Raw genomic sequence first — 25,468 nt, 5'->3', positions numbered from 1 at the left:
TCAGTTCGTTGGCAGCGACCGGAAACGTCGAAGCGTTCGGCTCGGCCGAGTCAGCTCAAAGATGGCCGACAGCATCCGCACGCGGATCGAGCTATTGGACGCCTGCAATCGCACGGGGCAGGTTCCGGCACCGGAACTGCTTGAGTGGCTCGCCAAGCTGGACGACCGATTCCACGGGCGGCTGGCGGCCGTTGGGTTGGTGGCACACCGGGCGAAGAAGATCAAGCAGGCGATCGGCCCATTTCTGGACGGCTACCTCAAATCCCGCATCGACGTTGGCCACGCAACGATGACCGTCTGGGGGCAGGTCGTTCGGAACCTCAAGCAGCATTTCGGCACCGATCGAGACCTTGCGACGATCAATGCAGGTGAGGCCGACGCCTTTCGATTGTTCCTTGTGGGCCAGAATCTCAGCTCAACAACCGTCGCCCGCCGACTGCAGTTCGCAAGGCAGTTCTTCACCGCCGCCCAGCGCGCGGAACTGTGTCGTATCAACCCGTTCACCGATGTCCGGGCGAAGGCGATCAGCGATCCGTCCAGGCAGGTCTTCGTTGAACGTGAGACGATCGCTCGCGTGCTCGATTGCTGCGATCCCACGTGGAGACTGCTTGTCACGCTGAGCCGCTATGCGGGCCTCCGCAGTCCTTCCGAGACCTGCAGCCTTCGCTGGGCCGACATCAACTGGCAGGCGAACATGATGATTGTCCAGAGCCCCAAGACGGCCCATCACGAGGGGCGGGGATCGCGGGCTGTTCCGATCTTCTCGGCCATCAGGGAAGAACTGCAGGCGGCATTCCACCGCGCGCCCGAGGGGTCCGTCTACGTCTTGGAGTCACTTCGATCGCGAGCGATGGCACGGGGCGAGTGGGTCAACGCGAATCTCCGCACGCAATTCGAGAGGATCATTCGCCGCGCAGGAGTTCAAGTTTGGCCCAGGCTGTTCCACCAACTGCGGTCGTCCTGCGAGACGGAACTTGTGCGTCAGTTCCCCGTTCACATCGTGGCCGCGTGGATGGGCCACACGCCACGAATTGCGATCTCGCACTACCTGCAGATTACTGGCGCAGACTTCGCAGCAGCCGCGGCGGGACGGTCTGCAGTCGATTCAACAAGCGGTGCAGGCAGCGATGCAGAGATCGTGCAATCAGCGGTGCGGCCAGCGGCGGCCACGCTTGGCCAACAACCGCCAAGAGCCCGTTTTGCCTTGGAAAACAGCGAAGATTGGCCGCCATTGGCATCGGCTGGCCGCTACTGTACAGGCGTTCCAGTGGACAGAGCCGGAATCGAACCGGCGACACCAGGATTTTCAGTCCTCGGTTACGCCTGAATTCCCTGCGAGGTCTCACCAACCCGCAGCCTTTCAATCGTTTCGAGACGGGTCTTGCCGATCTCGCAGTACTCAGCCGAGACGTCCGACGCGACGCATCGCCTGCCCTCGATCCGGGCTGCTGCTGCGGTCGTGAAGGAGCCGGCAAATGGATCGCACACAAGTCCTCCGACGGGAGCCAGATGGACAAGCGACCGCATCAGGTCGGTGGGCTTTCCGGTCAGGTGATGCTTGTCGCTTTTCCGGACTGAATAGCGCAGGCAGCCGGCAAACGGTCCGGCGTCCGTGCGCTTTTGCACGGCGCCTTTCGTGCCCCAGACGATGTACTCGAGCTGGTGCCGCACGTACCCCTTGTGCGGTGCCCGCGAGCCGAGGCCCTTGTCCCAGCCCATGATGCCGCGCCATTGCCAGCCTGCGATCTGGACGGCGTCGGTCATCGCCGGCAAATTCCGCCAGTCGATGAACACCGCCAGATAGGCGCCGTCCTTCGCGGCCGCGAGGCATTCCTCCAGCCACCAGGTCGACCAGGTGACGAACGACCGCTGGTCAAGGTGGTCGCCGGTGAACGACGGCCGGCCGCGGGCATCACCATCCTGCGCGTATTTCTTGGCCGGATCCGCAGATCGTTCTCCCGCAGTCCTCCCACCGCTGCAATAGGGAGGGTCGACTGCAAACAGGTCAACCGACCCAGGCTGCAGCTTGGGCAACAGGCGCAACGCGTTCCCCCGATACAACGCGACTCCGTTCCGGGCATAGAACGGGGTCTCTCCGGAGATCAGCCAACTTTCCTCGCCGGCTGACCGATTTCGCTTCTCGCATCCCTGCATGGGACTTCCTCTCTGCGCAGCATGCGCTGCGTTTGTGACCGCGGAGTGGTCGCAAGCGTGGTGATAGGGCGGCGTGGGACGTACCAACCGTTCTGCGCCGCCCGCCTTTAATTCCGCGCGAAATGCGCGGTCATTCCCCCGCGGACGCGGGTGGAGTCTCCTGGGCGATCAGAGCGGCGATCGCGGACCGCAGAAAGTCCGATTGCTTGAGCCGCCTGCGCTGAAGGGCCAGCCGGAACTGGTTTCGCATGGCTCTCGGGAGCCGAAACGCGATCGAACCGGGGAACTGAGTCTCCTGCTCAGCAGGAGGCTTCCGAGGCCGCCTGCGGCCCGTTTTTGGCGTCGTGATGACGTCGACCATAATGTTCGTTCCTGAACACCGTTGACAGTCGCGGCGTATTGCGCGCGACCTCTGTCCTGTTGCGACCGGCGGTGGTTCAAGATGGACCGACTGGGGGCATGGATGTCCCACGCGGGTTTGTTTACGCGAGCAGGGAAGCTCGTCACAACGCCAGTTCACGGCTGATTGGACGAAGCGATTCCGGGACGGAACGCTCGCCAGGTCGCTGCGACTCCTGCGCTGGGCCGACTCTCTTCTGCGCATTCGCCCGCTTCCCGATGCGCGATTGCTCTGGCCCGCACATCAGTTCAGGGACTCACAATATGTCCGTCTTCCTGGCGTTGCTACCTCGTCTCCTCATGTTTCTGATCGCGCCTCTCCTCGGGGGGACGGCGGCAACAAACGTCGTGGGAATGGCGAGCGGCGACAATGTCGTCGACGGCTGGAACCTTGGCCTCACGCTGACCTCCCTTCTCGGGACGCTCGGCACGTTCTTCACCGGCTGGAAGCTGGCGCCGATCACCCGATCCGGAGTGCTGAAGGCCTTCGACACGCTCAATTCGTTTGTCGATGCGTTCCTGAAAGTCGGCAAGCCGGACGATGGCTGGAAGGAAATGATCCTCCAGGGCATCTATCAGCTGCTCCAGAAGCTGCACGCCGGCGACAAGGTGCAGCTTGCGCACGTCTCCGCGATGGCCACCCGCAACGTGATGACGCGACTCGGCGAGCCGGCCGAATCACCGGAGTTCCCCGACGCGGAGGAACCCGGGCCTGCCCAGGCGAAGACCGGCAAGTAACCGCGTCCAGGCTTTGCCCGCCGCGGCCGCTCCGCTCCAGAAGGTCTCACCATGCTCCTGCGCCTCCTGCTGATCGTCTCGCTCCTCGTCACCGGCTGCGCCCACAAGGCCGGCGGTCCCGAGCCTGAATCCGACGACCAGCCCGACGTCGTGAAGCCGGTCGATCCGACCGCGCTGTCGGTCGAAGTCCTGAAAGTGCTGGCCGACGACATTGATGCCGGCCGACTGGTCGACTCGGACATGCTGCTCGGCCAGGTCGGCCAACTGCAGATCCGCGGTGGGCTCGATGCCGAGAGCGTGAAGCGGTTCAACACGTCGTTCCCGGATCTCGCAAAGAAAGCTCGCAAGCTGACCGCGGCCGATGCCGCGAAGCTGCGCGCCCTCTAAGGCTCGCCGATGTTTCCCACAGGCTGGTTTTCGGATCCGAACCGCGTACTGTTTGTTCGGCAGCTGCTCGTCGCCGCCCGCGAAGGCGGCTCGGTTTACACCGCGGCCGGCGTCCCGTCGATGCTCGGTCGCTGGAAAGCGGCCGTCAAGAAGGGCGTTTACCTCATCCACCATCGCCAGGCCGAAAGGATGCTGCTTGGCCGGTGGCGAGGCCCTGACTTTCAGCGGCGCGGGACCTGCGCGTCGCGGGCTCAGTTTCGTGTCCTGCAGACTTCGTGGGCCTGGCAGATCGTGATGCGGGCCGTCATCGGCCAGTACACCGAGCTCTCCTACGAATTCCTCTACGGCGTGGCACGAGCAATGGTCCGGCGTGGCCAGCTCGGTCCCGCACACCCGGGCAGCTGCCAATGCGGCCGTTGTAGCGGGGACGGAGCGATCGTCGCCGACCTGGCCCTGGCGAGCCGTGACATCGGCATCCTGGCCCGCGGCATCATCGCCGGCATTGACCTGTCACAAAGCAACGAGGCTCAGGCCGTCGACTGGGGCCAGCCCAACAGCCGGATCCCGCAGGCCGTGCTTGACGCCGCCGCGCCGTACCGGGCCCGGATCATGCAGGCCGACTCCGTCATGGAAATGGCGGATGCGCTGGCGAGCGGTCACCCGGGCAACTTCGGAGCGACCTACTACGGCAGCCCGAATGCTCAGCTGCAAGGCGGCATCGTGCGCCTGACTCCCAACGGCGGTGGTCATGCCGAGAGCCGGACGGGCGTCGTGCTGCTCCGACCCGTCAAAGATCCGGACGACGACGCGGAGCTGCTCGCAGCGACCGGATTCTTCGTTGACGGCAGCTGGGGCGATTGGCCGAAAGGCGATCGCAACCTGCGGTACGCCGGCGGCGTGTACGAACTGCCGCCCGGATCCTACGTCGCCCCGGCGTCCGATCACGCGATCGGTCTCCGGCAAGGCGGCGAATGCTGGCACTCCCAGGTCGTCCAAGGTTGGCGACCGTCCGCCAACAGCGGCGTCTATGTCCCCGGTCAGGAACAAGCAGCATGAAGATTCGTCTGCTGATCATTGTCGCGGTTGTGGCCTGCGTCCTCTGCAGCGCCCCGGCCCTCGCCAGCCAGGCCCTCCGTCCGAAGGCCCAGGCGCTCGTCGCCGTCAGCTGGGCGGCCGTCGAAGCCCGGCGGAACGCCGAGCCCGATCTGCCGTCGAGTGGCAATTGGACGGCCCCCGCGGATCCCACCGCTGACCGCGACCCGGGCAAGGTTAAGGCTGTTTCTGCGGCCGCGGCGTCGATTGCTGTGCTGATGCAAGAGCCCCTTCGCTCGCGAACGCACCTGGCCGTCCTGCCGCAGCTCGACATTCCCGCGCCGCCCCCGCAGGTCGTTGAACGGCCGGCGCCGCAACCGCTTCCGCCCGCAAACTTCCAGGTCCACACCCCTGTCCCCATTACTGACCAGGTCGCGCGGGGCGTATGCGTCCGCATGATCAGTGGCGATTGGTGCAAGTGGTGCAATCACGACGAGATCTGCGCAGCCGCCGAGCTCGACGGAATGCAGGACCTGGTCATCGTCGAGATGGTTGGGAAGGATGGTCCGTGGCCCTATGGCACGGAACGCTGTCCGACATTTCTGTTCATGGTCGACGGGAAGATCGTCGATCGACTCACCGGGAAGACGCAGTGGCCCGCGATTCGCGAGAAGCTGGCCGCGCTGCTGAAGAATGATCCGAAAGCGGTCTCCGCAATCGGGGTCGGCTCCGTCCGGGCCCGGCCGCAGATCCTGCAGCTGATCGACACCATGCGCCCGATCCTCGGCAATGGTGGATCCCTGACGTTCGTCTACAAGCGGTCGGGCAGCACGCCGACGGAGATCCCGCTGGGAGAGATCCCGATCCGAGTCTTCGCCAACACGTCCGTCACCTGGTCGTTCAAGGGCGAAAACCTCGTCGTCGCCATCAACCCACCCGTCCAGGCGCGTGTCGCCGGTTGGATCAATGTCGCCGGCGTCACGATCACGCCGGAACGGCTGACGCTCGACCTGCCCTGGCTGCCTGACGTCGCGCTTGCAGTGACTGAATGACCATCGAACAACTGGCCTCCGCTCTCGAAACCGACGCCCTGACCGAGGCGCCGCGGAGATACCGCCATTACTGCACGCGGAATCGCTGCTACCGGGCAGCCGCCGCGGCGATCGCTCAGTTTCAGCGTCAACGGGCCATGCAGGGCCAGGGCCATGCGGCCCAGTCGATCGACGTCGAGCAGCTGGCGCGGGAAATGGCGGAACTGGAGCAACGCGAGTCGGCGGGCATCCTGATCGGCATTGGCCTCGTTCTCCTGCAGGCGGTGCTCGGCTGGCTGGTGCGTCGTGCCCTCGACCGACTTGTCGCGGAGTCTCGTCATGGCTGAAGACAACTTCCTGCCCCCTCCGCAGCCTCCCTTTGTGATGCCGCCTCCGGGCCCCGGCTTCGGACCGATGCCGGACAACGGCCGCGGTCGCAACCGGATCGACGGTATCGTCGAGATCTTCTCGATGGTGTTCGGCTGGCTGAAACAGCGGGAGCCGATCACGGTCGTGATCATCTTCTGCTTCTGCGGACTGCTGCTCTTCTTCGGATGGGTCTTTCCCAAGCAGGAGGCGCAGCACACGCAGCAGATCAAGGACCTGATCGCCGCCTTCGAACGCAGCCTCGCCGCCCACGAACGGAGCCAGGTGGCCGATCGCAACTTGATCCAGACGCTCCTTCTCACGCGCGGCCACACGGCCGCGAGCGTGCCTCAGTTCATGCCCGACAATCTGGTGCTCCGACCGATCGTCGGCGCGCCCTCTTCCCCACAGGAGTGACGATGAGTACCCGGAAGCTCTGCTTGCTGTTCGGCCTTACTGCCCTTGGCCTTCTGTTCGGGGCAGTCGGAGGACTGATTCAAGGTCGCAAGATTCGTGACCTCGAGGCGCACACCGATACGTTGTCGAAGCTGTATGCGGGGTCGGGTGCCCGGATTGCGTCGTTGGAGACTCGACTCACTTCGCTGAACGCCACGCATTCAATTCTCCGCGGAGAATTCGATGACCACGTGCGAGGCAGCGGCGGCCGCCGCCGCGGCGTCGGCGAGTCCGGCACTTCGGCCTACGAAGCCACCGGTCCCCGCGTCGACGTCTGGCTTCCGACTTCGATCGACGAGCCGGATCCGGATCCCGAGCTCCAGCCTTTGACCGAAGACGAGTTCGAGCAGCTGCAGCGAGAGATGCGTGAGTTCGAAGCCAACCGGCCGCGCATCGTCACCAAGGCCACGCCGGCGGACGTTCAGAAAACGCTGGAGCAGTGGGGACGGGCGCTCTTTGAGCGTGACATGGGTCTCAGCGTCGTCGACGGAAAGGGCCTGCCGGTTTACGCCAAGATTGATGGCATCCTCGGAACTGAGGATCGTGTGCGCGATCTCGAGGCCGAGTTCCGGTCGTTCGAACGGCGGGTCGCCCCGAGGCCGAACTGATCCACGTGAGCCCGGTCGCAAGGATGCGCCCCCATGAGTCTTCCCCGCCCACCCGCGAAACGCCTCGCGGCAAAGCCGAAGTGCCGCGGCTTCGCTGACGTCGAACTGGCCCTCCGCGAATTGGCCTGGCTGGACGCCCGCCGCAGCGAGGTGCATGGCGTGCTGGAGCAGACGATCTCTGCGGCGACTGAAGAGGCCGCAAAGTGCCTGCGGATCAACGGCGTCGGCTTTACCGATCGCAAGCTCCTTCTGGAGGCGGCGATCGCCGACTACGCGGTCAGCCACAAGAGCCAGTTCGTGACGCCGGAGAGCAAGTCCCTGAAATTCACTCACGGGACGGTCGGCTTCCACCTGTCCCAGCCTCGTGTCGTCGTCGACAAGAAGCACACGCCGACGACGGTGATCAAGGCGCTCGGTTGGACTGCTGACAGAGCTGTAGCGATCCTCCGGCGGCTCGGCCTCGCTGGCTGGATTCGCCTGAATGCCGAGCTCGATGTCGCTGCCCTCAAGGCCGCGGTCATCGCGAGACGGATGACGCCAGCGAAGCTGCTCCGGTATGGGCTCGAGTACGTGCCGCCGCAGGACGAAGTACGCATCCTGCCGACGGCCTATTGCGCGCGGAATAAGTGCCCATGAACCCCACCTGGCAATCTGACGATGGCAGCGTGCGGCTTTTCCTCGCGGATTGCCATGCGGTCATCCCGTCCCTGCCCAAGGTCGATACCGTTGTCACGGATCCACCATGGGGAATTCGGAACAAGTGTGACTATTCGCGATTCACGGGAGGTCGAAGGGCAGCCAAGCGAACGAAGAGCCGGGACTACAAGCCGATCTTGGGCGACGACCGTCCATTTGATCCCTCCTTTCTCTTAAAGCTGGGGAGGCAGAAAATCATTTGGGGGTGGAATCACTTCGCGGATCGTCTTCCGCGAGGCACATGCCTCGTCTGGATCAAACGAAATGAACCCGCCTACGGCTCGTTCTGTTCTGACGCCGAAGTCGCCTGGTTTAGCAAAGGCAAAGGGGTCTACTTGAAAAAGGATCTGTCGCACAACGCCCTGCAGCATAGGCGGGTCCACCCGACTCAAAAGCCGGTGTCGCTGATGGAATGGTGCATCCGCAAGACGGCAGGAGACATGGTGCTCGATCCATACATGGGCAGTGGGTCCACCGGCGTCGCTTGCGTGCAACTCGGCCGGAGTTTCATCGGCATCGAGCAGGATCCAACCTATTTCGTTGCAGCCAGGGAACGGATCCGATCCGCCATTGAGTCAACTCGGTCTGCTCGGAGTTGAACATGGCCAAGAAATCGGACCCATGGAGCGCGCCGACCTGGTTGGTCGACGCCGCCAAAGAATGGTGGGAGCGGATCGTCGCCGAGCTCAAGGAGAAGGGACTGCTCGCCCGCTCTTCGAAGCTGACTGTCGCCGTCTTGGCACAGCTCTTCCATCAGTACGACGTCGCGTGCCACTCGCTCGTAAAGGACGGCCTGACCCAGGCATGCGGAGGGGGCGTCAACCGGGATCCGCACGACATCCCATCCGCGGCCGTCGAGATCCAGCACAACCACATCACGCAGATGGTCAAGCTGATCCGCGAGCTGAAGCTGAACAGCGAGCCGATCGGCGATGAGGACTCCTCCGCGATTGGCGATCTTGCCCGCCAGCTGCAGGCCCGGTCCGGGATGAACTGACATGGGCGTCTACAAGGGCGCCAGCGTCGCCGGCTGGGAGCTGCTGGTCGCGGCCGCGAAAGGTCCGTCTGAGGTCGACCTGCTGCACGAGCTGCTTAAGCGGGCGACTTCGCCCGTCGCGACCGTCCAGGACCTGATCCCGCTGCTGAAGTCGAATGCCGAGGCCGACACCCTTTCGATGATCGTCGGCCGGGCGAAGTCCGCCTTCGAAGCGACCGGCGGCGATCGCTATTCGAGGCATAAGGCCCGCATGGCGGCGAAGCAGCGGGCGCTCTCGGTTGAGGGCCGGGAGATCGGCCCCCTGCCTCCCGTGCGGGATCCCGACCGAAAAGAGGCCTGCCGAAAGGATCTGCGTCTCGCCCTCACGACGTACTTCCCCAGGGCCTTCCCCCTCGCCTTCTCGGACAATCACTTGCTGTGCGTCAAGAAGGCTCAGCTGGTCGTCTTGGTCGGCGCCCTGTTTGCGCTGGCCATGCCCCGCGGCACCGGCAAGACGACCATCTGCCAGCGGACGGCGATCTGGTCCGTGCTGTATGGCCATCGGCATTTCGTCGTCCTCCTGGGAGCCACCGAGGAGAAGGGCCAGCTCTCTCTGCAGGTGATCGACTTCGAGATCGAGAAGAACGATCTGCTTCTGGAGGACTTCCCGGAGGTCTGTTATCCGTTCCGCAAGCTCGAGGGGCAGCACAATCGGTCCCGCGGTCAGCTGCTCGACGGTTCACCGACGGCGATCAAGTACGGCAAAAAGACTCTCGTCCTGCCATCCGTCGCCGGAAGCGCCGCGTCCGGATCCCTGTTCTACGCCGGCGGACTGATGACGGCCGTGCGCGGGGCCCAGCACATCCTGCCCGACGGCACGATCATTCGTCCCGACCTGGTGCTGCTCGACGACATCCAGACACGCGAGTCGGCAGAGTCGCCCCCTCAGAGCGCCACGCGCGAACGTATCGTCGCCGCCGACATCCTGGGCCTGGCCGGGCCCGGCGAGTCGATCGCCGCCCTGATGCCGATCACCGTCATTGCCCGCGGTGATGCGGCCGAGAACATCCTCAATCGCGAACGTCATCCTGAGTGGCGCGGCGAACGGACACGCCTGGTCGAACAGTTCCCCACCGACATGGAGTTGTGGGAGGACTACAACGAGATCAGGAAGCAATACCTCCGCGAAGACGACGAGGCCCTGGGCTGTCCGAAGGAGGCGACCGCCTTCTACCGGAAGCACCGGGCCGCGATGGACAAGGGCGCCGTCGTCACTTGGCCGGAGCGATTCGGCAAGGACGAGATCTCCGGCGTTCAGTACGCGATGAATCTCTTTTTCCGGGATGAGGAGGCGTTCTGGAGCGAGTATCAAAACGAACCGAAGAACCTGCTCGACGACGATCAGTTCCTGGATGAGGACCAGCTCGCGGTCAAAGTCAGTGGCTACGCTCGCCGCGTCATCCCGCTGGGCGTCGAGTACTTGACGTCGTTTGTCGACGTTCACAAGCGGGCGCTGTACTGGATGGTGTGCGGGTGGGAAACGAACTTCACCGGCTACATCCTGGACTACGGCGTCTTTCCCAAGCAGAACCGGCCGACTTTCACCGTCCGGACGGCGCGCCCCACCCTGCAGGAGACCTATCGCGGCGTCGGCCTCGAGGCCGCGGTCTACAAGGGGCTGTGGGAGCTGCACGATCATCTGTGGGCGCTCGAATGGGAGCGCGAGGACGGCACCGCCTTTTCGATCCAGCGTGCATTGGTCGATTGCGGCTGGGGCCAAACCGAGCAGACGGTGAAGAAGTTCTGCCGCGAATGGTCGCTGCAGCGAATGGCTGGGCTCGTCATGCCCTCACGGGGCCGTTACATCAAGTCGGCCCAGATCCCGATCTCGCAGTTCAAGCGCCGGGCTGGAGAGCTGCTCGGCGAGGAGTGGATCGCGAAACGCGTCGGCAAGATCGGGCGCGAGGTCCAGTTCGACACCTTTCACTGGAAGACGTTTCTCCACCGGCGGTACGCGACTGACATCGGCGATCCAGGCTGCCTGACCGCCTACGGCGAGCGGCAGAAGAACGGCAAGGCGAAGACCGAGCACCTGGTGCTGGCTCAACATCTCGATGCGGAATACCGGGAGCCGGATAACAGCGGCGGCCGTCCGGTCGACCTCTGGAAGCTCAAGCCATCACGCACGGAAAACCACTTCTTCGATTGTGCCGTCGGCAACTGCGTCGCGGCATCGATGCTCGGCGCCCGGATCGTTCAGACGTCGACGGCCGTCGCGCAGAAGCAGATCCTCAGCCTCGCGGAGCGCCGGGCCGCGGCCCTTTCGAAGAAAGGCAGGAAGGCAGCATGAGCGAACAGAATCTCTTCATGTGTCCGCGGTGCGAGTGTCCGGAGGGAGTGCCGCTGGGCCGCGATCGCTATCAGTGTAATCACTGCGGGAAAGAGTTTCGGTTTGTCGCCAAAACGAAGCCTGCTCCCCCGGCCGTAAATGTAGATATGGCGGAAGTGGATCTGGCCGATTCGAGTACTCGCAGTCAAAGGCGCGGGCGCGTCGTTCCAACTCCTCCCTCGAAACAACGCCTCGCTCGATCACAATTGGCGCCTGGCTCTGAAGGCGGACGGCGGTGTGCAGCATCTCGACCTTCCCCCTCCACATCAGAACGGCCAGCTCCTCGACGAACCGGCTCCACGGCCAGGACTCACGCCGCGCGATCTCGTAGAGCGAGCGACCGTGGGAATCGTGATTGAGCAGCTCGAGCAGCTTGGCCGAGACCGTTGGGGGCATGAACATGGCGACGAATGGTAGCAGGCCTGCCTAGTCGCGAGGGCTGTATTGCGCGCGACCTGTCGGCTTCTCCACCGTTCCCCCTCACCCAACGGAACCGTCCCATGATCGTCGTATTCAATTCGTTCCAGGCCGTCGCCCTGTTCTCGGCGATGCCGTTCCTGATCGGCTGGTTGTCGCAGCAGACCTTCCCCGGATGCAAGGTTGCCGGCTTTGTCGCGACGATCGTCTACATCATCAGCTTTGTTCTGCTCGTCGCCTGCGTGGCCAGGAGCCTGGATCGCGCCGGCAGCCGCTGAGTCGGCCGGACAGGTCTTGAGCGGCCGCGTGTATTGCGCGCGAAATCAGGCTTCTTCGACTGACGGTTCCGCGACGAACGCCGGGTTCCCTCCCGGCGTTCGTCGTTTTTCAGGGTCGGCAACTTCGGCGTTGAACGCCGCCGCGTATTGCGCGCGAAATCACGGAACTCATGGCTGACGAGATCCCCATCGCTGACAAGGCCGCCAAGCCGCAATCCGTGTCCGTCGATGGACAGACGGTGACGCAGCGGCCGCTGACGGAACTGATCGAAGCGAACCGGGCAATCGCCGCCAACAACGCCGCCAAGCGGCCCGGCTTCGGGATCCGCCGTGCCCAGTTCAGGAACCGAGGAACGACGTGATCGCGAGCCGGAACAGGGACGTTCCGACTTTCTTCGAGCGTGTCACTGGCGAAGGCCGGGCCGCGCTCGGTACGCCCCGTTCCATGCGCAAGGTCCAGCGCCGGCAGCTGCAGGCGTCCTACGACGCCGCCCAGACGACTGAGCTCAATCAGAAGTACTGGAAGAACGCAGACCTGCTCGACGCCGACTCGGCCAACGATCCCGGCGTTCGTGCCACGCTTCGCTCCCGGTCGCGGTACGAGTGCCTGGAGAGCAACGGCTTCCTGCGCGGCATGGTGCAGACGCTCGTCAACGACACCATCGGCCGCGGCCCGCGGCTGCAGATGAAGCATAAGAACCTGGAGTTCAATGCCTTCGTCGAAACGAAGTGGCGTCTGTGGGCCAAGCAGATCAAGCTCGGCCGGAAACTGCGCACGGCCCGCACGGCAAAAGCCGTCGACGGCGAGTGTTTCCTGCAGTTTCACACGAATCGCAAGATCCGCGGGCCTGTTCAGCTCGACATCGCCAACATCGAGGCGGATCAGATCACGAACCCGCTCCTGGCCAACCAGGAGAATGCCATCGACGGCATCGAGTTCGACGAGTGGGGCAACCCCACGACCTACCACCGGCTGAAGAAGCATCCCGGCAGCGCGTGGGGCTACGATCCGACGCCCGAGAAGATCTCTGCGGATGAGATCATCCACCTCTTCCGCCAGGACCGCCCAGGCCAGCACCGCGGCATTCCGGAATTCACGCCGTCGCTCCCTCTGGGCGCCCTGCTCCGCGACTACACCCTCGCAACGCTGGCTGCGGCCCGCACTTCGGCAAAGCACACGGCGGTGATGGAGACCGCGGCCGAGAGCGTTGAAGGCGAATCGTTCGACGAGACGGTCGAAGGGTTCGACACCGTCGACATCGACTACGACACGCTGACGGCGTTGCCGCACGGCTGGAAGATGAACGCTTTCAAGCCGGAGCAGCCGACGACGACGTACCAGATGTTCCGCAACGCGATCCTCGCGGAGATGGGTCGCCCGGCGAACATGCCGTACAACGTCGCGGCCCTCGACAGCGCTGGCCACAACTACGCGTCAGGCCGCCTCGACTACCAGGCCTATGACCTGGGGATTCGTGTCGAGCGTTCGGAGTGGGACGAAGAATGCATGGATCGCATCTTCGAACACTTCATGGATGAGCTCTGGCTCAGCGGCCTGCTCGATCAGTTCGGCGTCGAGCCGGAAGACGAGATCCCGCACGGATGGTTCTGGGACGCTCGCAAGCACGTGGATCCTTCGAAGGAATCTGGCGCTCAGGGCGACAAGCTCGAGAACCTGACCACCACGCTCGCCGACGAGTACGCGGAGGACGGCGCCGACTACGACGAGAAGCTGGTCCAGCGAGCCAAAGAGCTCAAGCGGATCAAGGATCTCGAAACCGAATACGGCATCAAGTTCCCGAGCCGCGGCGGCGCTCCTGCGCCATTTGCCGAGGACGACGAGGATGTAGATGCCCCACCACAACGCCGCTCCGGCAAGAAAAGGGAGTTCGCCCGTGCCGCGTAAGCTCCCTGGAGTGCTGGTCGCTACGAGCGACTTGCCGTCCCTGTTTATCTGCGACAGCGGTGAAGCAATCACCGTCACAGCAGCCGCTGGCGACGAGAAGGGTCCCCCGACTTGCAAGCTCGCCGGCTATACCGGCGGATTGATGCGGCCGCGGGGCTGGGGCCAGAACGTTGTCATCGATCTGGCGACGCTTCGGCTCACTGGCCAGGTAATTCCCCTCCTTCGCGATCACGACACTCAGCGGATCGTCGGGCACAGCACCGCTGTGACAAACGATGGTCGCAAGGTCGATGTGCTTGGGACGGTTTCCGGTGTCGGCGGTGACGCCCACGAGGTCAAAGAGACGAGTCGCCAAGGATTCCCTTGGCAATCTTCGGTGGGGGTCGACCTCACAGAAGCAAAGACGACCTTCATTGCGGAAGGTCAGAAGTTGTCGGCCAACGGCCGCAATTTCAAAGGTCCGTTCCATTTCGTGCAGCACGGACTGCTGCGTGAGACTTCTTTTGTTGTCTTCGGGGGTGACCCGAAGACGTCCGCGACGGTTAAAGCCGTTGCCCAGCCTCAAGGAAGAGACGAGATGAACTTTGACAAATGGCTGCAGGCGCTCGGTTTCGACGTCGCCACGCTCACCGACGACCAAAAGAAGACACTGAAGGCCAGCTTCGACCAGGAGCAGGCGGCCGCCGAGACGGCGCTCCCGGGACGGAAGAAGAAGGGGGAGAAGACGCCCACGTCGGTGAAAGCGAAACGTCAGGACGACGACGAGGACGAAGATGAAGATGACGACGAGCAGGCACACCCGACGAGCCGTCATCGTCGCCGCGGCGTCCAGGCTTCAGCCGATGATGACGATGCGCTCACCGCTCAGCGAAAAACCCTGGCCGCAGACGTGAACCGGGTCGCCGGGATTCGCGAGCTGTGCGCTCAATTCGAAAACCCCACCTTCAAGGTCCAGAACGCAACGGTCCTCCTCGAAGCTCACGCCATCGAGCAGGGATGGGACCTGGCGAAGACGGAGCTCGAATGCCGCCGCGAGTCGCGTCCCGCTGCTCCGGCCGCTCACGGCAAGAGCAAGGACGACGGGATTAGCCTGCAGGCGATGGAAGGCGCAATCATCCTCACCGCCGGCGGCCAGATCGACCAGGTGCTGCGCAGCCGCGGTGACGTCCAGGCCCCGACCTGGATGACTCGACCGGTGAACGACGAAAACCGCCAGCGTGTCATGGAAGCATCTCATCGCTTTTCCGACATGACGATGATGGACGTCGCCCGCGAGTGCGCCCGCATGGATGGCACCCTCAAGGCCTTCGGCCGAAAGGACATCCTGGAAGCTGCATTCAGCGGCAGCACCCTGACGAAGATTTTCACAAGCTCGATCAACGCTCGAGTCCTCGCCCGCTTTGAGCAGATCGGCGATTCCACCATGGGCTGGTGCGGTGAAGCCGAGCACGCTGACTTCAAAGTGAACGACGTGATCGGCCTCAAGCGAGGCGCCCAGGGCATGAAGAAGTTGCCCCGGGGCGGAACCGCCGGCGACGCGACGTTCGAGGACAAGGGCGAGGGATACCGCGTCCATCGCTACGCCGAGAAGTACGAGATCGACGAGCAGGACATGATCGATGACCGGATGGACCTGTTTAAGTCCATCCCGGACGACATTTCCGAGCAGGCCGCCCGGCTGCGTCCGGACCTGGTCTACGCCATCCTGCTCTCGAACCCGGCCATGGCGGATGGAACGGCCATCTTTCACACCAACCGAGGCAACGTCGGCACCTCGAAGGCCCTCGACGAAACCAACCTGAAGGCCGCATTCGGCACGTTCCGGACGCGTACCGAAAACGGTGTCACGCTCGACCTGCAGCCGACGCACCTGGTGACGGCCGCGGATCTCGAGTTCACCGCCGACGGACTGATCAACAGCGTCGAGACCCGCGGCTCGTCCGGCGCCGGCCCGACGAAGAATACGCTGGCCAAGAAGGTGCGCGAAGTTCTGAGCGACGGCCGGATCGACAACGGAGTGACCGATCCGAACTCCGGCGCCACCGTCGCCGGCAACGCGACCGCCTGGTTCATCTTTTGCGACCGGCAGCCGGTTGTGGAAGTGGCCTATCTCCGCGGAACCGGCCGCGCGCCTCGGATCCGCCGTTACACGCTCGACAAGGGCAAGTACGGCATCGGCTGGGATTGCTCAATGGACGTGGGCGCCAAGGGCATCCGCTCCACTGGCTACAAGGCCACGAACTAACCGTCCCCCCAAGGACGAGGCGCGTTCACCGATTCCTTCCGACGCTTTGACCGCCGCGGCCTGAACACCAGGCCGCGGCTTTGGAGATTCCCGATGGCAGCACGACGCACGACCAACCAGGTGGTTGGCACTGAACAAAAGGCCGAGGACGGCGAGGCCGAAGTGGTCCGCGGCGCCTACGTGACCACGGTCGAGATCATCGCAGGCGGCCACCTGCATCAGGCTGGCCAGCCGCTTCATGACGATGTCTCCCGGGGCGAGATCGAGTCCATGCTCCGCATGCGGCAGATCATCGCGGTGGATGACATCGATGCCGGCGACAGCGCCGCGGCCTGACCAGACGCGACCTGGACCGTCAGTCGTCTAAGTCACTTATTCCGCGCGGAATGCGCACTCCAGGAGAGCCATCATGGCTGAAGCTCAAGTTCTTAACGGCGCTTGGGACGAGGAAATCGTCACCGCGTCGGGCAGCTACGCCTCGGGCAAGATCGTCAAGGCCCCGAGCAACCGGGCCGGCTACGTCGCCGGCCTGAACGCGATCGATGACGGCGAAAAGGCCCTCATCAAGACGACCGGCAAGGTTCGCGTCCCCTCCGCCTCCGCCACGACCTTCTCGGTCGGAGCCGAGGTGCAGTGGGATAACACGAACAAGCTCGCCGTCGCCAGCGGCGACTTCGTGCTCGGGCCCGCCATTGCCGCCAAGACAAACGGCCAAACGACCGTCGACGTCCTCCTCAATGGCCGGCCTTCGGTCGCCGCTGACGCCGTCGACACGTAATGAGCGCCTTTTCGGACGACCTGGCGGCAGGCCTGGAAGGCGTCCTCTCCGAAGTGGGAGAACGCTACCTGTACTGCCGCCATCAGCATTCCGTCGAGATCAGGGCGGCCGCCGGAAAGACGGACCACCTGACGCTCGACGCCAATGGCCTGACCGTGGTCGTCCGCACGCTCGACCTCCTGTTTGACGCCGCGGAGCTCGTCCTGTCCGGCACGCTGACCGAGCCACTTCGCGGCGACAAGCTGGTCGCCCTCGAGGCCCCCGGCCAACCGGTCTACCTCGTGCAGCCTGACAAGAACATCCCCGCCTTCCGGTATTCGGACGCCGCCCAGACGCGGCTCCGCGTGCACACCGTCCGCTTCAAGAAATGACGCCTGACCTCGGCATCGAACTGTGCGACGCGCTGGTGACGGATCTCAACGATCCGGCAATCACCTGGGTCTCGCCGTTCACTGCCGCAAGAGGCTTTTCGCCACGCGTCGAGGCAGAAGTACTCAACGACACCACGTTCGTTGTCGCTTACCCCGCCGGCGATCGCCGCACGCTCTTTGAGCGAGGCGAGGAGTGGAACACGCAGCCGACGGGGGCGATCACTGTGCTACGACGTCTCCCCATCCTGGAAGGGACAGGGATCGACGAATACGAAGACACGGCCTTGCCCGATGAGCTGATGGCGCTTGTCGGCCAACTGAAGGGTCGCTTTGGCCGCAAAGAAGGGTACGGCCTCGAGCTGCCCGACTTCGGTCAGGCGTGGGCCACCGCTGTCGAGAACGAGCCGTCGTTCCTTCCTGAGTATCTGCAGAAGGGCCTCTTCGCCAGCGTCATCACCGTCTCGTTCCAGATGGTGCGACCATGAGATTCAAAGCTCAGCGGCCGCATATCTACGCGGTGACCCGGAACTTCTTCGACCGGGACAAGATCATCCGACGGCTGACGGCCGCCAAGGCCCGCATCTACATGCGGATCGGCGCCCTGGTGCGGAAGATCGCCCAGAACTCGATGAAGCCGTACCGCCGGAAGAAGGTGTCCGAGCTCACCGACGAGCAACGGCAGCTCTACCGGATCCGGGCCCGCGAACTGCAACCGAGAGACGCCCGCGGTCGCCTGATGCCGATGCCGCCGGAGCAGAAGGCCCGGGTCCGCAACGAGCTCCGCTCCCTGCGGCCGCTCCACACGGAACCGGAACCAGGTAAGCCGCCGCGTGTCGGCCTGGGACTCCTGCAGCAGCACATTTACTTCAGTGCGGATCCCGATCGGGACGCGGTGGTCATCGGTCCGATCAATCTTCCCGGCCTGAAGGCGGCCGAGGCCCTCGAGTACGGCGGCGAAGTTCGCAAGTTCAACCCCTTCGCCGGCCGGACCGTGACCTATCGATTCCGCGCTTTCCCCTACATGCGGCCTGCGCTCGACAAAGCGCAGGGCCGCTATGTCGACCTGTTCCGTGACGCTCTCGCCCTGAGCCGCGTCTGATCCACAAGGAGGTGTGATATGGCTCTGACTGGCGCCCCGGTGATGGGGGTGAAGTGCAAGATGTACGTCAAGGATACGACGTATCAGGAATGCGGCATCGTCAACGACACCGTCTCGGCCTCGCTGAGCCGGGACGAGGCCGAGCTCAAGGAGCGCGGCAACCTGGAGACGCTGACCGACGTCGGCCACAAGGTTCGTGAAATCTCCACCACGATCACGACCCGTTACGGCAACACCCTCCACGACCTCCTTGCCGCGGCGGCTGAGTCTGGAGCGACCGTCGAGATCGCGCTGACCAACGGGTTCGCACCGTCCAATGCGGACGCCCGCGGCAACGCCGGCGGCTACAAGGTGACCCAGTTCAATCGCGAGGAGCCGATCCAGGGCTTCGCGGCGGCCTCGATCACGCTGAAGCCGTCCATCGACGGCCCGGCGATCGCTGCGCTGCCGCTGGCGTAAGTGAATCGCTGATCGCCTCAACCCCACGGAAGGGAGATTGACCAATGGCTCTGACTGGCGCCCCGGTGATGGGGGTGAAGTGCAAGATGTACGTCCTGCACTCGGCAGCATACGTCGCGTGCGACATCGTCAACGACACCGTTTCGGCGTCTCTGAGCCGGGACGAGGGCGAGCTCAAGGAGCGCGGCAACTTGGAGACGCTGACCGACGTCGGCCACAAGGTGCGCGAAATCTCGACCACGATCACCACTCGGTACGGCCACGCGCTGTACGAGAAGATCGCGGCCGCGGCCGAGTCCGGAGACGTGCTCGAGGTGGCGCTCTCCCAGGGCCCGGCCCCCGACAACGAGGACGCTCGCGGCAACGTCGGCGGCTACAAGGTGACGCAGTTCAACCGCGAGGAGCCGATCCAGGGCTTCGCTGCGGCCTCGATCACGCTGAAGCCCGCCGTCGAAGGCCCGTCAATCACCTCGCTTCCGATCGAGGAAGAAGAGGAACCGTAATCCCCTGTCGCTGGCGACGGCGATATTCCGCGCGCAATTTCACCACCAGGAGGGCCACGGATGGCCAGCTTTCGCGATTCCTACAAGGTTCCGGTCCTGATCCCCGATCGGGATCCCGTGACGAACGAGCAGCGGTACGACGCTGCCGGCAACTCTCTGTTCAAGCAGAAGTTCGACGATGCGGGGAATCCTGAGTTCAAGCCGGAGCCGCGACTGTGGGTGGTCACCATCACCTATGGCGTGGCGCTGGAACTCAAACGACGCCACGAGGTCGACCTGCTCAGCGACAAACTCGACATCGAGAAGGTTCTGAAGGATCCGATGACGGTCCTGATGATCCTCGACGTCGCCCTCGAAAAGCAGCTCGGCGACCGCGACATGCGGATCGAGGACCTGCCCAAGTTCATTGAGAACCAGGAAGTGGCCTGGGCGATGGACGACGCGGTCATGGAAGCCGTGATCGATTTTTTCCCGAAGCGCCTCAGCGAACCGCTCCTCAAGAGCCGGAAGAGGATTCGCGAGGCAGCTTCCAAGCGGGAGAAGATCGTGGCGGATCGGCTCGAGGAGATGCTTGGCTCGCCGGAATTGATGATGCGGGTCGAACAGGGGATGGACCGCGACCTGGCGAAGATGGAAGCGGAAATGAACAAGGAGCTGGAGGCCGTCCTCGGACCGGAGACCTCTGGGACATCTCCTTCGAGCTCGGTGGAGCCGTCGGCGTCCTGATCCACCCGCTGACCGCTCGGCAGCTGATGGCGATGGCGCGTGGCCGCAGGGATGCGGAATGGAACCGCTTCGGTTGGATCGCCGCCCGGATCCTCAACGCCATGGGGGCCAAGATCTCCGACTTCCGGAAGATCCTGCCCTTCGACCAAGAGGAGTCGGCCCCGGCGCCGGAAGTCACCGGAACTGTTGACGACCTCAATCGCATGATGGGATTGACATAATGGCCGCGACGGCCGGAGCAATTCGCACAGGACGTGCATTCGTCGAGCTGTTCACGGAAGACAGCGCGATGATGAAAGGGCTGCGCTCCGCCAAACGGAAGTTCGAAGCCTGGTCGTCCGCGATTGCCCGGATCGCCGCGGCATCGATGGCAGGCGCCGCTGCGCTGGCGACTCCGCTCGTCGCCGCCACGAAGGCCTGGTCGGACATGGCCAGCGAAATGGTCGACGCCGCCGACCGCACCGGCGCGTCAGTGAGCTCGCTGTCTGAGCTGAGGTTCGCCGCAGAGCAGTCCGGAGCCTCCTTCGAGGACCTGGAAGTCGCTCTCCGGAAAATGAACATCACCATCGCGGAGGCCGAGTCGGGCTCGAAGCCCGCCCGCCAGGCTCTCGCCGCGCTTGGGCTGTCCGCACACGACCTGGCGAAGCTCAAGCCGGATGAACGGATCGCGAAGATCGCCGAGGCCCTTTCGAAGATCGCGAGCCCCGGGAAGCGAGCGTCCATCGCGATGGACATCTTCGGCAAGTCCGCCGCAAAGCTGCTCCCGCTCCTCAGCCTGGGCGCGAAAGGGATCTCCGACCTGCGCAAACAGGCGCAGGACCTGGGCCTGACGCTCAACGACGAGGACGCCCGGGCCGCAGAAGCCTTCGGTGACGAGCTCGCCCAGCTGGTGATGGTCATCGGGCGGATCCGGGTCATCCTGGGGAGCGCTCTCCTGCCCGTGATGCGGTCATTCGTGAACGCGGCGATCGACGGCGCGAAGGTCGCCGCGAAATGGGTCAACGAGCATAAGGGGATCGCTCAAATTGCGCTGACGGCCGCGGTCGGGCTCGCCGCCTTCAGTGTGGCCCTCACACCGCTCTCTGCGCTCCTGAAGGGCGCTGCCATCGTCACTGGTTTCTTCGCCTCTGCCTGGCTCTCGATCGGCCAGGTGCTGGGTGTCGCCGGCAAACTCATCACGGCGACGTCGGCTGCTCTGAAGTTCGCGACCGCCACTACGTTCGCCGCCGCGCGTTCGCTGCAGCTGCTGACGGTCAGCCTGAACGTCATGAAGGCCAGCTGGGCGACGGCCGTCTCTGTCTTCGTCGCCGCCAAGAGCGCCATCGCCGCAATGACCGTCGCGACGATGACCCTCGGGCCCGCCCTCCTGACGACGGCCGCAATGATGCGGACCGCGTTCGTGTCGGGCCTCGTCGCGATCCACGCGGCCGTGCTGGCCACAAGGGCGGCAGTCATCGCCTTCCCCGCTGCTGTCCGCACGGCGATGGTCACAGCACGCGTCTGGATCATGTCGTGCCGTGCGGCAATCGTCAGTCTGAGAATGAGCTTCACCGCTCTGCAGGTTGCAGCCGCGATGGCCTTCACCGTCCTCTCGAAAAATCCGCTCAGGTCGCTGTCAGTCGTGCTACAGGCAGTCCGAGGCGCAGTCGCCGGCCTGATTCCGATGCTGATCGCATTGGGGCTGAAGATCGCCTTCTGGGGCCTCCTGCTCTACGGCGTTGCCGCGGCCGCGAAAGCGGTGTTTCCGATGCTGGTGTCGGCCGGGGGATCCGCGATCTCCTGGATCACGAGCAAGTTCGTCGGCTTTGGGTCGACCGTGCGGCAGATGTTCAACGGCTTCGGAGGCTGGGCCGGGACGGCCTTTTCCGCAGTGAAGGGATTCGCCGTGGAAGCCGCCGGCGACAGCGTCCAGGCCTGGAAGGTCGTGCAGGACGCGATCGCCAGCGGTGACTGGGGCACGGCCGCAAAAGTGATGTGGTCACTGATCAAGCTCGAGTGGGCCCGGGGCGTCAATGCGCTGCAGGCGTCCTGGCAGCAGGCCAAGACGTGGATCCTCGATATCTGGGACGCGATCAGCGACGGGATCTCCCTGGGCTGGATCGAGCTCACGTCATTCCTGACGAAGACCTGGGCATCCACCGTCGCCGGTTTTCAGTCGACGCTGGCGAGCGCCCAGAACGCGATCGCGGACAAGATCGTCGGCCTGATGGCGATGTTCGACTCGTCGATCGACCCGGACGACGTGCGGAAGACGCTGCAGGAGGACTTCACGCGAAGCCAGAAGACGATCGGTGAAAACAACAAGCGGGCCCAGCAGGGCGCGAACGACGCTCGGGAGAAGGGCCTGCAGGAATGGAACCAGGCTGACCAGGCGCGCAAGCAGGCCCGTGAGCAGCAGGCCGACAAGAACATTGCCGACGCCGCGGAGGAGCTGAAGAAGGCGCAAGAGGACTTCGGGAAGGTCCTTCGTGATGGCCGGGCAAAGATCGCTGAAGACCGCCCGGGCACTGGGGAGGCGGATCCCAAGGCGACCGGGCTCGGCCTGGGTGGCGTCCAGAAGACGACGGGCCAGCAGATGGAAGGCACGTTCAGCAACCTCGCCGGTCGCATGCTCACCGCCGGCACTGGCATGGGCGGCGTCGAGCAGACACTCCGAGACATCCTGCAGGAACAGCGGGCGTACAACAAGAAGCTGAACCAGCTGCTCAAGCCCGCCGCGGATCCCCAGCTGCTGTTGAGGACGTAATGCCAGTCTCAGAACTCAGGGGGCGTGAAGCCTCGGCCAGCGAGAACTCGTACCTGCGGCGCCAGTATTACGCGCGGAATTATGCTTCCGAAGTGGCGGCGATCGACGCCGTGTACGACTTCCTGGTCAGCCAGCTCGGCGACCCGCCGATCCTCACTGGCAACGAATTGCGAAACATCACCCCGAAGGAGGGAGACGTTCTCGACAGCTACTTTTGCGAGGCGATCTGGGGCCCCTTTCAGAGACGCACGCCGCCGGCCGTCGGCGAGAGCCAGTTCAACTTTGAGATTGGAGGCCAGCAGACCAAGGTGATCGTGCCGATCAGCCAGACGGTCTATAAGCCCGCATCTGACCTCCTGCCGCTCCCGCAAATCGCGTTGATCGGCGATCAGGGCATGGGCGAACCGCCAACCGGAGCTGACATCTTCGAGCCAGTCCACTCGGCCAGCCTCACGAAGTGGATGGCCTTGAGTGATCTGACTCCCGAATTTGAGGACGCGATCGCGGATTGCGTCGGCAAGTGGAACAACGCCACCTGGCGCCGCCGCCCGGCCGGCGAGGTGCTGTTCATGGGATGCACCGGAGCGCAGCGCGGCGCGAATGACCTGGAGCTGACGTTCCGGTGGATGACGCGCCGGAATCTCGAATCGTCCGTCATCGCGGGGATCACGGTCGCTGCCAAACGAGGCTGGGACTTCCTCTGGCCGCGCTACCGGATCAACTACGCGGAGGACGGGTCCTGGACGGTTGCCAATGAGATCACGCATATCGTCGTGTCCCAGGTGATGGAGTCGGCCGACCTCTCGATCCTGGGGATCGACGCATGAGCGATCCTTATCGCCTGCCGGTTTCCGGCGAGGCCTTCGAGCCGACGGCCCGCCAGATCGCGACCTGGAACCAGTCCGCGTTGTCCGCAGCACGTGGAGGCCCACCGCCGAGCCCGGCTCAACAGGGCCTGCAGCGTCACCTGGTGCTCGTCAAGAATACGACGGGCTCGCCCGTGCCGCGCCTCGGCGTCCTGAAAGTGACCGAACCGGTCATCGACCCCGCTGAGAACCTGCGGGAGTTCCTGGCTCGCGTCATTGTGAAAGCGGCAGCTCCAAACAGCTCGTCTCCCGCATTCGTGGCTCAGGAGACGATTCCCGCCGGCGGCATGGGGTATTGTCTCGCCCCTGGCATCGTGTCGCAGGCAAAGCTGAGTGTGCCAGATGGCGGCACCTACAAGTATGCCCGCCCCCTCAGCACATCGAAGTTCGAAGCCATCGCCGAGGAGAACATCGGCGATGACGACTTCGTGGTCCACGTGCTGTGGCACAAAGCCGGGGCCGGTGACCAGTGGGCGCTGCTGCTCCTGACGGAAGCGAGTCTCGGGGCCGCATCCGCTGGCGCCGAGGGAGCGTGCGGCTGTGGAGGTTGCGTCCCGCGGGATGGGGCGAACGTCGAAGTCGATACGGATACAGACGGCTACAAGGCCTTTGGCCGATACGCGTTCGATGAAAGACTTCTTAGCTACGACGGTTTTGTGAGCAGCGCTCATCAATGGAGTTCTGCCGCGTTCTCCATTGAAACTGATGCAACCGGCCCCACAAGCATCGACGTCTACTACCAGATGCGGGCAAGTGGAATCGAGTCGTCGGAAGTTGAGATCAAGCTACACAGGAACAGCGATGATGCCGAGATCGTGAACTTTCGCCGAGTCGTCAGTTTGTGGAAGCCGCACTGCGGCGCGAAGTTTTTCCCGCAGACGCAGTCGATTAAATTCCGTGACTGGGCACCTCCATGCGAAGTCTGTCTCTCCCCGCTTTCTGCCCAAGGCTGCGACTGCAACGGATCGAAGTGGCTGCCTCGCGTCACGATCCCTAATGACGTAGGCAACCCCACAGACCAAAGCGTCGGCAATTGCATGGAGCAGTTCTGTACCCAGGCGGTCGGGGAACATCTACTGTTGCCGTACAACGAAGACGTCGAAGATTACTTAGTGCCAAGCCCGCACGATGAATGTGGCATCTTCTACAAAGACTTCGTGGCCCCGTCTGAAACTTATTGTGGCGGGAACTTCGTCAACAAGCTCCGGTTGCTCCTGAGCTTTAAGACCAACGCAGGTCCACCGGAAACTCTTAGTGTTTCGCTTGCGTGGTTCCCTCTCTGCTCCAGTGGAGACCGGCTGGCGGAGGCGCCGTATCCCGGCCTTCCCTGCTATGGGGCGAATTGGTCCCGCACACTGAATCCAGGTCCCGAGGATTCCTGGTGCTCGCTTGAGTCAATCACGCTGCCGAGATACATCCTCAATCCCGACCCAACTCACCCGTCCATGAAGGTTGTCTGCACGGGGACCGCCGGCGTCATCATCGTTCCGGTGGAACTCCCATGAACATGAGAGCATGCAATCATCGAAATGCCCGCCTCCCATTCAAGGTCCACGGGGTCTTTCGTTGCTACTGCGAGCATCCCGAGATCGCGACATCTGGCGAGCCCAAGCGGATCCCGGTTTCGCAGTGCGAAGGCTGCCTGTTCGCCACGGAACAGATGAGCGAAGAGATGAGGCGTAGGCTGGCTGGCGAGCCGTGTCAGCACCGATCAGCCGGGCCGGTGAGGTCAGTCGACTGCGTTCCGTGTCAGGGTACCCGCCAGATCGATGTCTATGCATGCGACAAGCATGGGGCGTGCGTCGCGAGTAGGAAAGACCGGGACGGGCTGCCAACGTCGAT

General features: G+C 63.9%; 29 protein-coding genes, 1 tRNA gene and 1 pseudogene. 28 read left to right on the top strand and 3 right to left on the bottom strand.

What is annotated here, in order from left to right:
• Nucleotides 1-91: 91 nt before the first annotated feature.
• A complete protein-coding gene (locus Pan44_RS27890) occupies nt 92-331 on the bottom strand; it encodes a hypothetical protein (protein ID WP_231754318.1) in 240 nt (79 codons plus the stop codon).
• Here Pan44_RS27890 and Pan44_RS28255 point away from each other — a divergent pair.
• Nucleotides 290-1,042: pseudogene (locus Pan44_RS28255) on the top strand (tyrosine-type recombinase/integrase); the annotation flags it as partial. The gene Pan44_RS27890 and the pseudogene Pan44_RS28255 overlap by 42 nt on opposite strands.
• Before the next feature lie 226 nt (nt 1,043-1,268).
• Here Pan44_RS28255 and Pan44_RS27400 read toward each other — a convergent pair.
• A tRNA-Ser gene (locus Pan44_RS27400) sits at nt 1,269-1,332 on the bottom strand.
• Nucleotides 1,318-2,154: a DNA-methyltransferase gene (locus Pan44_RS13130; RefSeq protein ID WP_145030495.1), complete on the bottom strand. Its 837-nt coding sequence runs from the start codon at nt 2,152-2,154 to the stop codon at nt 1,318-1,320. The genes Pan44_RS27400 and Pan44_RS13130 overlap by 15 nt, the downstream gene beginning before the upstream one ends.
• 663 nt (nt 2,155-2,817) lie before the next feature.
• Between Pan44_RS13130 and Pan44_RS13125 the strand changes: the two genes are divergently transcribed.
• The 27 genes from Pan44_RS13125 to Pan44_RS12995 all read left to right on the top strand — a co-directional run bounded on the left by Pan44_RS13125 (nt 2,818) and on the right by Pan44_RS12995 (nt 25,131).
• Nucleotides 2,818-3,291 (top strand): hypothetical protein, encoded by a 474-nt coding sequence (locus Pan44_RS13125; protein WP_145030494.1) that lies wholly within the window; start codon nt 2,818-2,820, stop codon nt 3,289-3,291.
• A gap of 51 nt (nt 3,292-3,342) precedes the next feature.
• Entirely contained in the window at nt 3,343-3,678 is a 336-nt protein-coding gene (locus tag Pan44_RS13120) for a hypothetical protein (RefSeq protein WP_145030493.1), read from the top strand.
• A 9-nt stretch (nt 3,679-3,687) separates the two neighbouring features.
• Nucleotides 3,688-4,734: a hypothetical protein gene (locus Pan44_RS13115; protein ID WP_145030492.1), complete on the top strand. Its 1,047-nt coding sequence runs from the start codon at nt 3,688-3,690 to the stop codon at nt 4,732-4,734.
• Nucleotides 4,731-5,762, top strand: a complete 1,032-nt coding sequence (locus Pan44_RS13110) for a thioredoxin domain-containing protein (RefSeq protein WP_145030491.1) — start codon at nt 4,731-4,733, stop codon at nt 5,760-5,762. The genes Pan44_RS13115 and Pan44_RS13110 overlap by 4 nt, the downstream gene beginning before the upstream one ends.
• Nucleotides 5,759-6,088 carry a hypothetical protein gene (locus Pan44_RS13105; RefSeq protein WP_145030490.1) on the top strand — a complete coding sequence of 110 codons (330 nt, stop codon included), beginning with the start codon at nt 5,759-5,761 and terminating at the stop codon, nt 6,086-6,088. The genes Pan44_RS13110 and Pan44_RS13105 overlap by 4 nt, the downstream gene beginning before the upstream one ends.
• A complete protein-coding gene (locus tag Pan44_RS13100; protein ID WP_145030489.1) occupies nt 6,081-6,524 on the top strand; it encodes a hypothetical protein in 444 nt (147 codons plus the stop codon). Before Pan44_RS13105 ends, Pan44_RS13100 begins: the two co-directional genes overlap by 8 nt.
• Nucleotides 6,525-6,526: 2 nt before the next feature.
• The gene (locus tag Pan44_RS13095) at nt 6,527-7,171 is read left to right on the top strand and encodes a hypothetical protein (protein ID WP_145030488.1); all 645 of its coding nucleotides are present in this window, start codon (nt 6,527-6,529) and stop codon (nt 7,169-7,171) included.
• A gap of 33 nt (nt 7,172-7,204) precedes the next feature.
• Entirely contained in the window at nt 7,205-7,807 is a 603-nt protein-coding gene (locus tag Pan44_RS13090) for a host-nuclease inhibitor Gam family protein (RefSeq protein ID WP_145030487.1), read from the top strand.
• On the top strand, nt 7,804-8,466 hold the full coding sequence (locus Pan44_RS13085) for a DNA-methyltransferase (RefSeq protein ID WP_145030486.1): 663 nt from the start codon (nt 7,804-7,806) through the stop codon (nt 8,464-8,466). The genes Pan44_RS13090 and Pan44_RS13085 overlap by 4 nt, the downstream gene beginning before the upstream one ends.
• Before the next feature lie 2 nt (nt 8,467-8,468).
• Entirely contained in the window at nt 8,469-8,864 is a 396-nt protein-coding gene (locus tag Pan44_RS13080; RefSeq protein WP_145030485.1) for a P27 family phage terminase small subunit, read from the top strand.
• Nucleotide 8,865: 1 nt separating this feature from the next.
• On the top strand, nt 8,866-11,193 hold the full coding sequence (locus Pan44_RS13075) for a terminase gpA endonuclease subunit (RefSeq protein ID WP_145030484.1): 2,328 nt from the start codon (nt 8,866-8,868) through the stop codon (nt 11,191-11,193).
• A 539-nt stretch (nt 11,194-11,732) separates the two neighbouring features.
• Complete coding sequence (locus Pan44_RS13070) at nt 11,733-11,927, top strand: hypothetical protein (RefSeq protein WP_145030483.1); 195 nt, start codon at nt 11,733-11,735, stop codon at nt 11,925-11,927.
• Between the two features lie 170 nt (nt 11,928-12,097).
• The gene (locus Pan44_RS13065) at nt 12,098-12,289 is read left to right on the top strand and encodes a hypothetical protein (protein ID WP_145030482.1); all 192 of its coding nucleotides are present in this window, start codon (nt 12,098-12,100) and stop codon (nt 12,287-12,289) included.
• A gap of 83 nt (nt 12,290-12,372) precedes the next feature.
• Nucleotides 12,373-13,833, top strand: coding sequence for a phage portal protein (locus Pan44_RS13060; protein ID WP_145030481.1), 1,461 nt, complete (start codon nt 12,373-12,375; stop codon nt 13,831-13,833).
• Entirely contained in the window at nt 13,823-16,078 is a 2,256-nt protein-coding gene (locus tag Pan44_RS13055) for a phage major capsid protein (RefSeq protein ID WP_145030480.1), read from the top strand. Before Pan44_RS13060 ends, Pan44_RS13055 begins: the two co-directional genes overlap by 11 nt.
• 93 nt (nt 16,079-16,171) lie before the next feature.
• A complete protein-coding gene (locus Pan44_RS13050) occupies nt 16,172-16,414 on the top strand; it encodes a hypothetical protein (RefSeq protein ID WP_145030479.1) in 243 nt (80 codons plus the stop codon).
• A 73-nt stretch (nt 16,415-16,487) separates the two neighbouring features.
• Complete coding sequence (locus tag Pan44_RS13045) at nt 16,488-16,856, top strand: DUF2190 family protein (protein WP_145030478.1); 369 nt, start codon at nt 16,488-16,490, stop codon at nt 16,854-16,856.
• Complete coding sequence (locus Pan44_RS13040) at nt 16,856-17,227, top strand: hypothetical protein (protein ID WP_145030477.1); 372 nt, start codon at nt 16,856-16,858, stop codon at nt 17,225-17,227. Before Pan44_RS13045 ends, Pan44_RS13040 begins: the two co-directional genes overlap by 1 nt.
• Complete coding sequence (locus tag Pan44_RS13035; RefSeq protein WP_145030476.1) at nt 17,224-17,712, top strand: hypothetical protein; 489 nt, start codon at nt 17,224-17,226, stop codon at nt 17,710-17,712. Before Pan44_RS13040 ends, Pan44_RS13035 begins: the two co-directional genes overlap by 4 nt.
• A complete protein-coding gene (locus tag Pan44_RS13030; RefSeq protein WP_145030475.1) occupies nt 17,709-18,326 on the top strand; it encodes a hypothetical protein in 618 nt (205 codons plus the stop codon). Before Pan44_RS13035 ends, Pan44_RS13030 begins: the two co-directional genes overlap by 4 nt.
• An 18-nt stretch (nt 18,327-18,344) precedes the next feature.
• Complete coding sequence (locus tag Pan44_RS13025; protein WP_145030474.1) at nt 18,345-18,785, top strand: hypothetical protein; 441 nt, start codon at nt 18,345-18,347, stop codon at nt 18,783-18,785.
• Nucleotides 18,786-18,829: 44 nt separating this feature from the next.
• Nucleotides 18,830-19,288, top strand: coding sequence for a hypothetical protein (locus tag Pan44_RS13020; RefSeq protein ID WP_145030473.1), 459 nt, complete (start codon nt 18,830-18,832; stop codon nt 19,286-19,288).
• A gap of 60 nt (nt 19,289-19,348) precedes the next feature.
• The gene (locus Pan44_RS13015; protein WP_145030472.1) at nt 19,349-20,014 is read left to right on the top strand and encodes a hypothetical protein; all 666 of its coding nucleotides are present in this window, start codon (nt 19,349-19,351) and stop codon (nt 20,012-20,014) included.
• A gap of 26 nt (nt 20,015-20,040) precedes the next feature.
• A complete protein-coding gene (locus Pan44_RS13010; protein ID WP_197454060.1) occupies nt 20,041-20,235 on the top strand; it encodes a hypothetical protein in 195 nt (64 codons plus the stop codon).
• Entirely contained in the window at nt 20,235-22,760 is a 2,526-nt protein-coding gene (locus Pan44_RS13005; protein WP_145030470.1) for a phage tail tape measure protein, read from the top strand. Before Pan44_RS13010 ends, Pan44_RS13005 begins: the two co-directional genes overlap by 1 nt.
• The gene (locus Pan44_RS13000; protein ID WP_145030469.1) at nt 22,760-23,587 is read left to right on the top strand and encodes a hypothetical protein; all 828 of its coding nucleotides are present in this window, start codon (nt 22,760-22,762) and stop codon (nt 23,585-23,587) included. Before Pan44_RS13005 ends, Pan44_RS13000 begins: the two co-directional genes overlap by 1 nt.
• Complete coding sequence (locus Pan44_RS12995; RefSeq protein WP_145030468.1) at nt 23,584-25,131, top strand: hypothetical protein; 1,548 nt, start codon at nt 23,584-23,586, stop codon at nt 25,129-25,131. The genes Pan44_RS13000 and Pan44_RS12995 overlap by 4 nt, the downstream gene beginning before the upstream one ends.
• Nucleotides 25,132-25,468 lie beyond the last annotated feature (337 nt).

Origin of the sequence: Caulifigura coniformis (assembly GCF_007745175.1) — a bacterium.
GTDB lineage: Bacteria > Planctomycetota > Planctomycetia > Planctomycetales > Planctomycetaceae > Caulifigura > Caulifigura coniformis.
The sequence above is the reverse complement of the archived record's forward strand: the minus strand, read 5'-3'. Positions and strand labels throughout refer to the sequence as shown.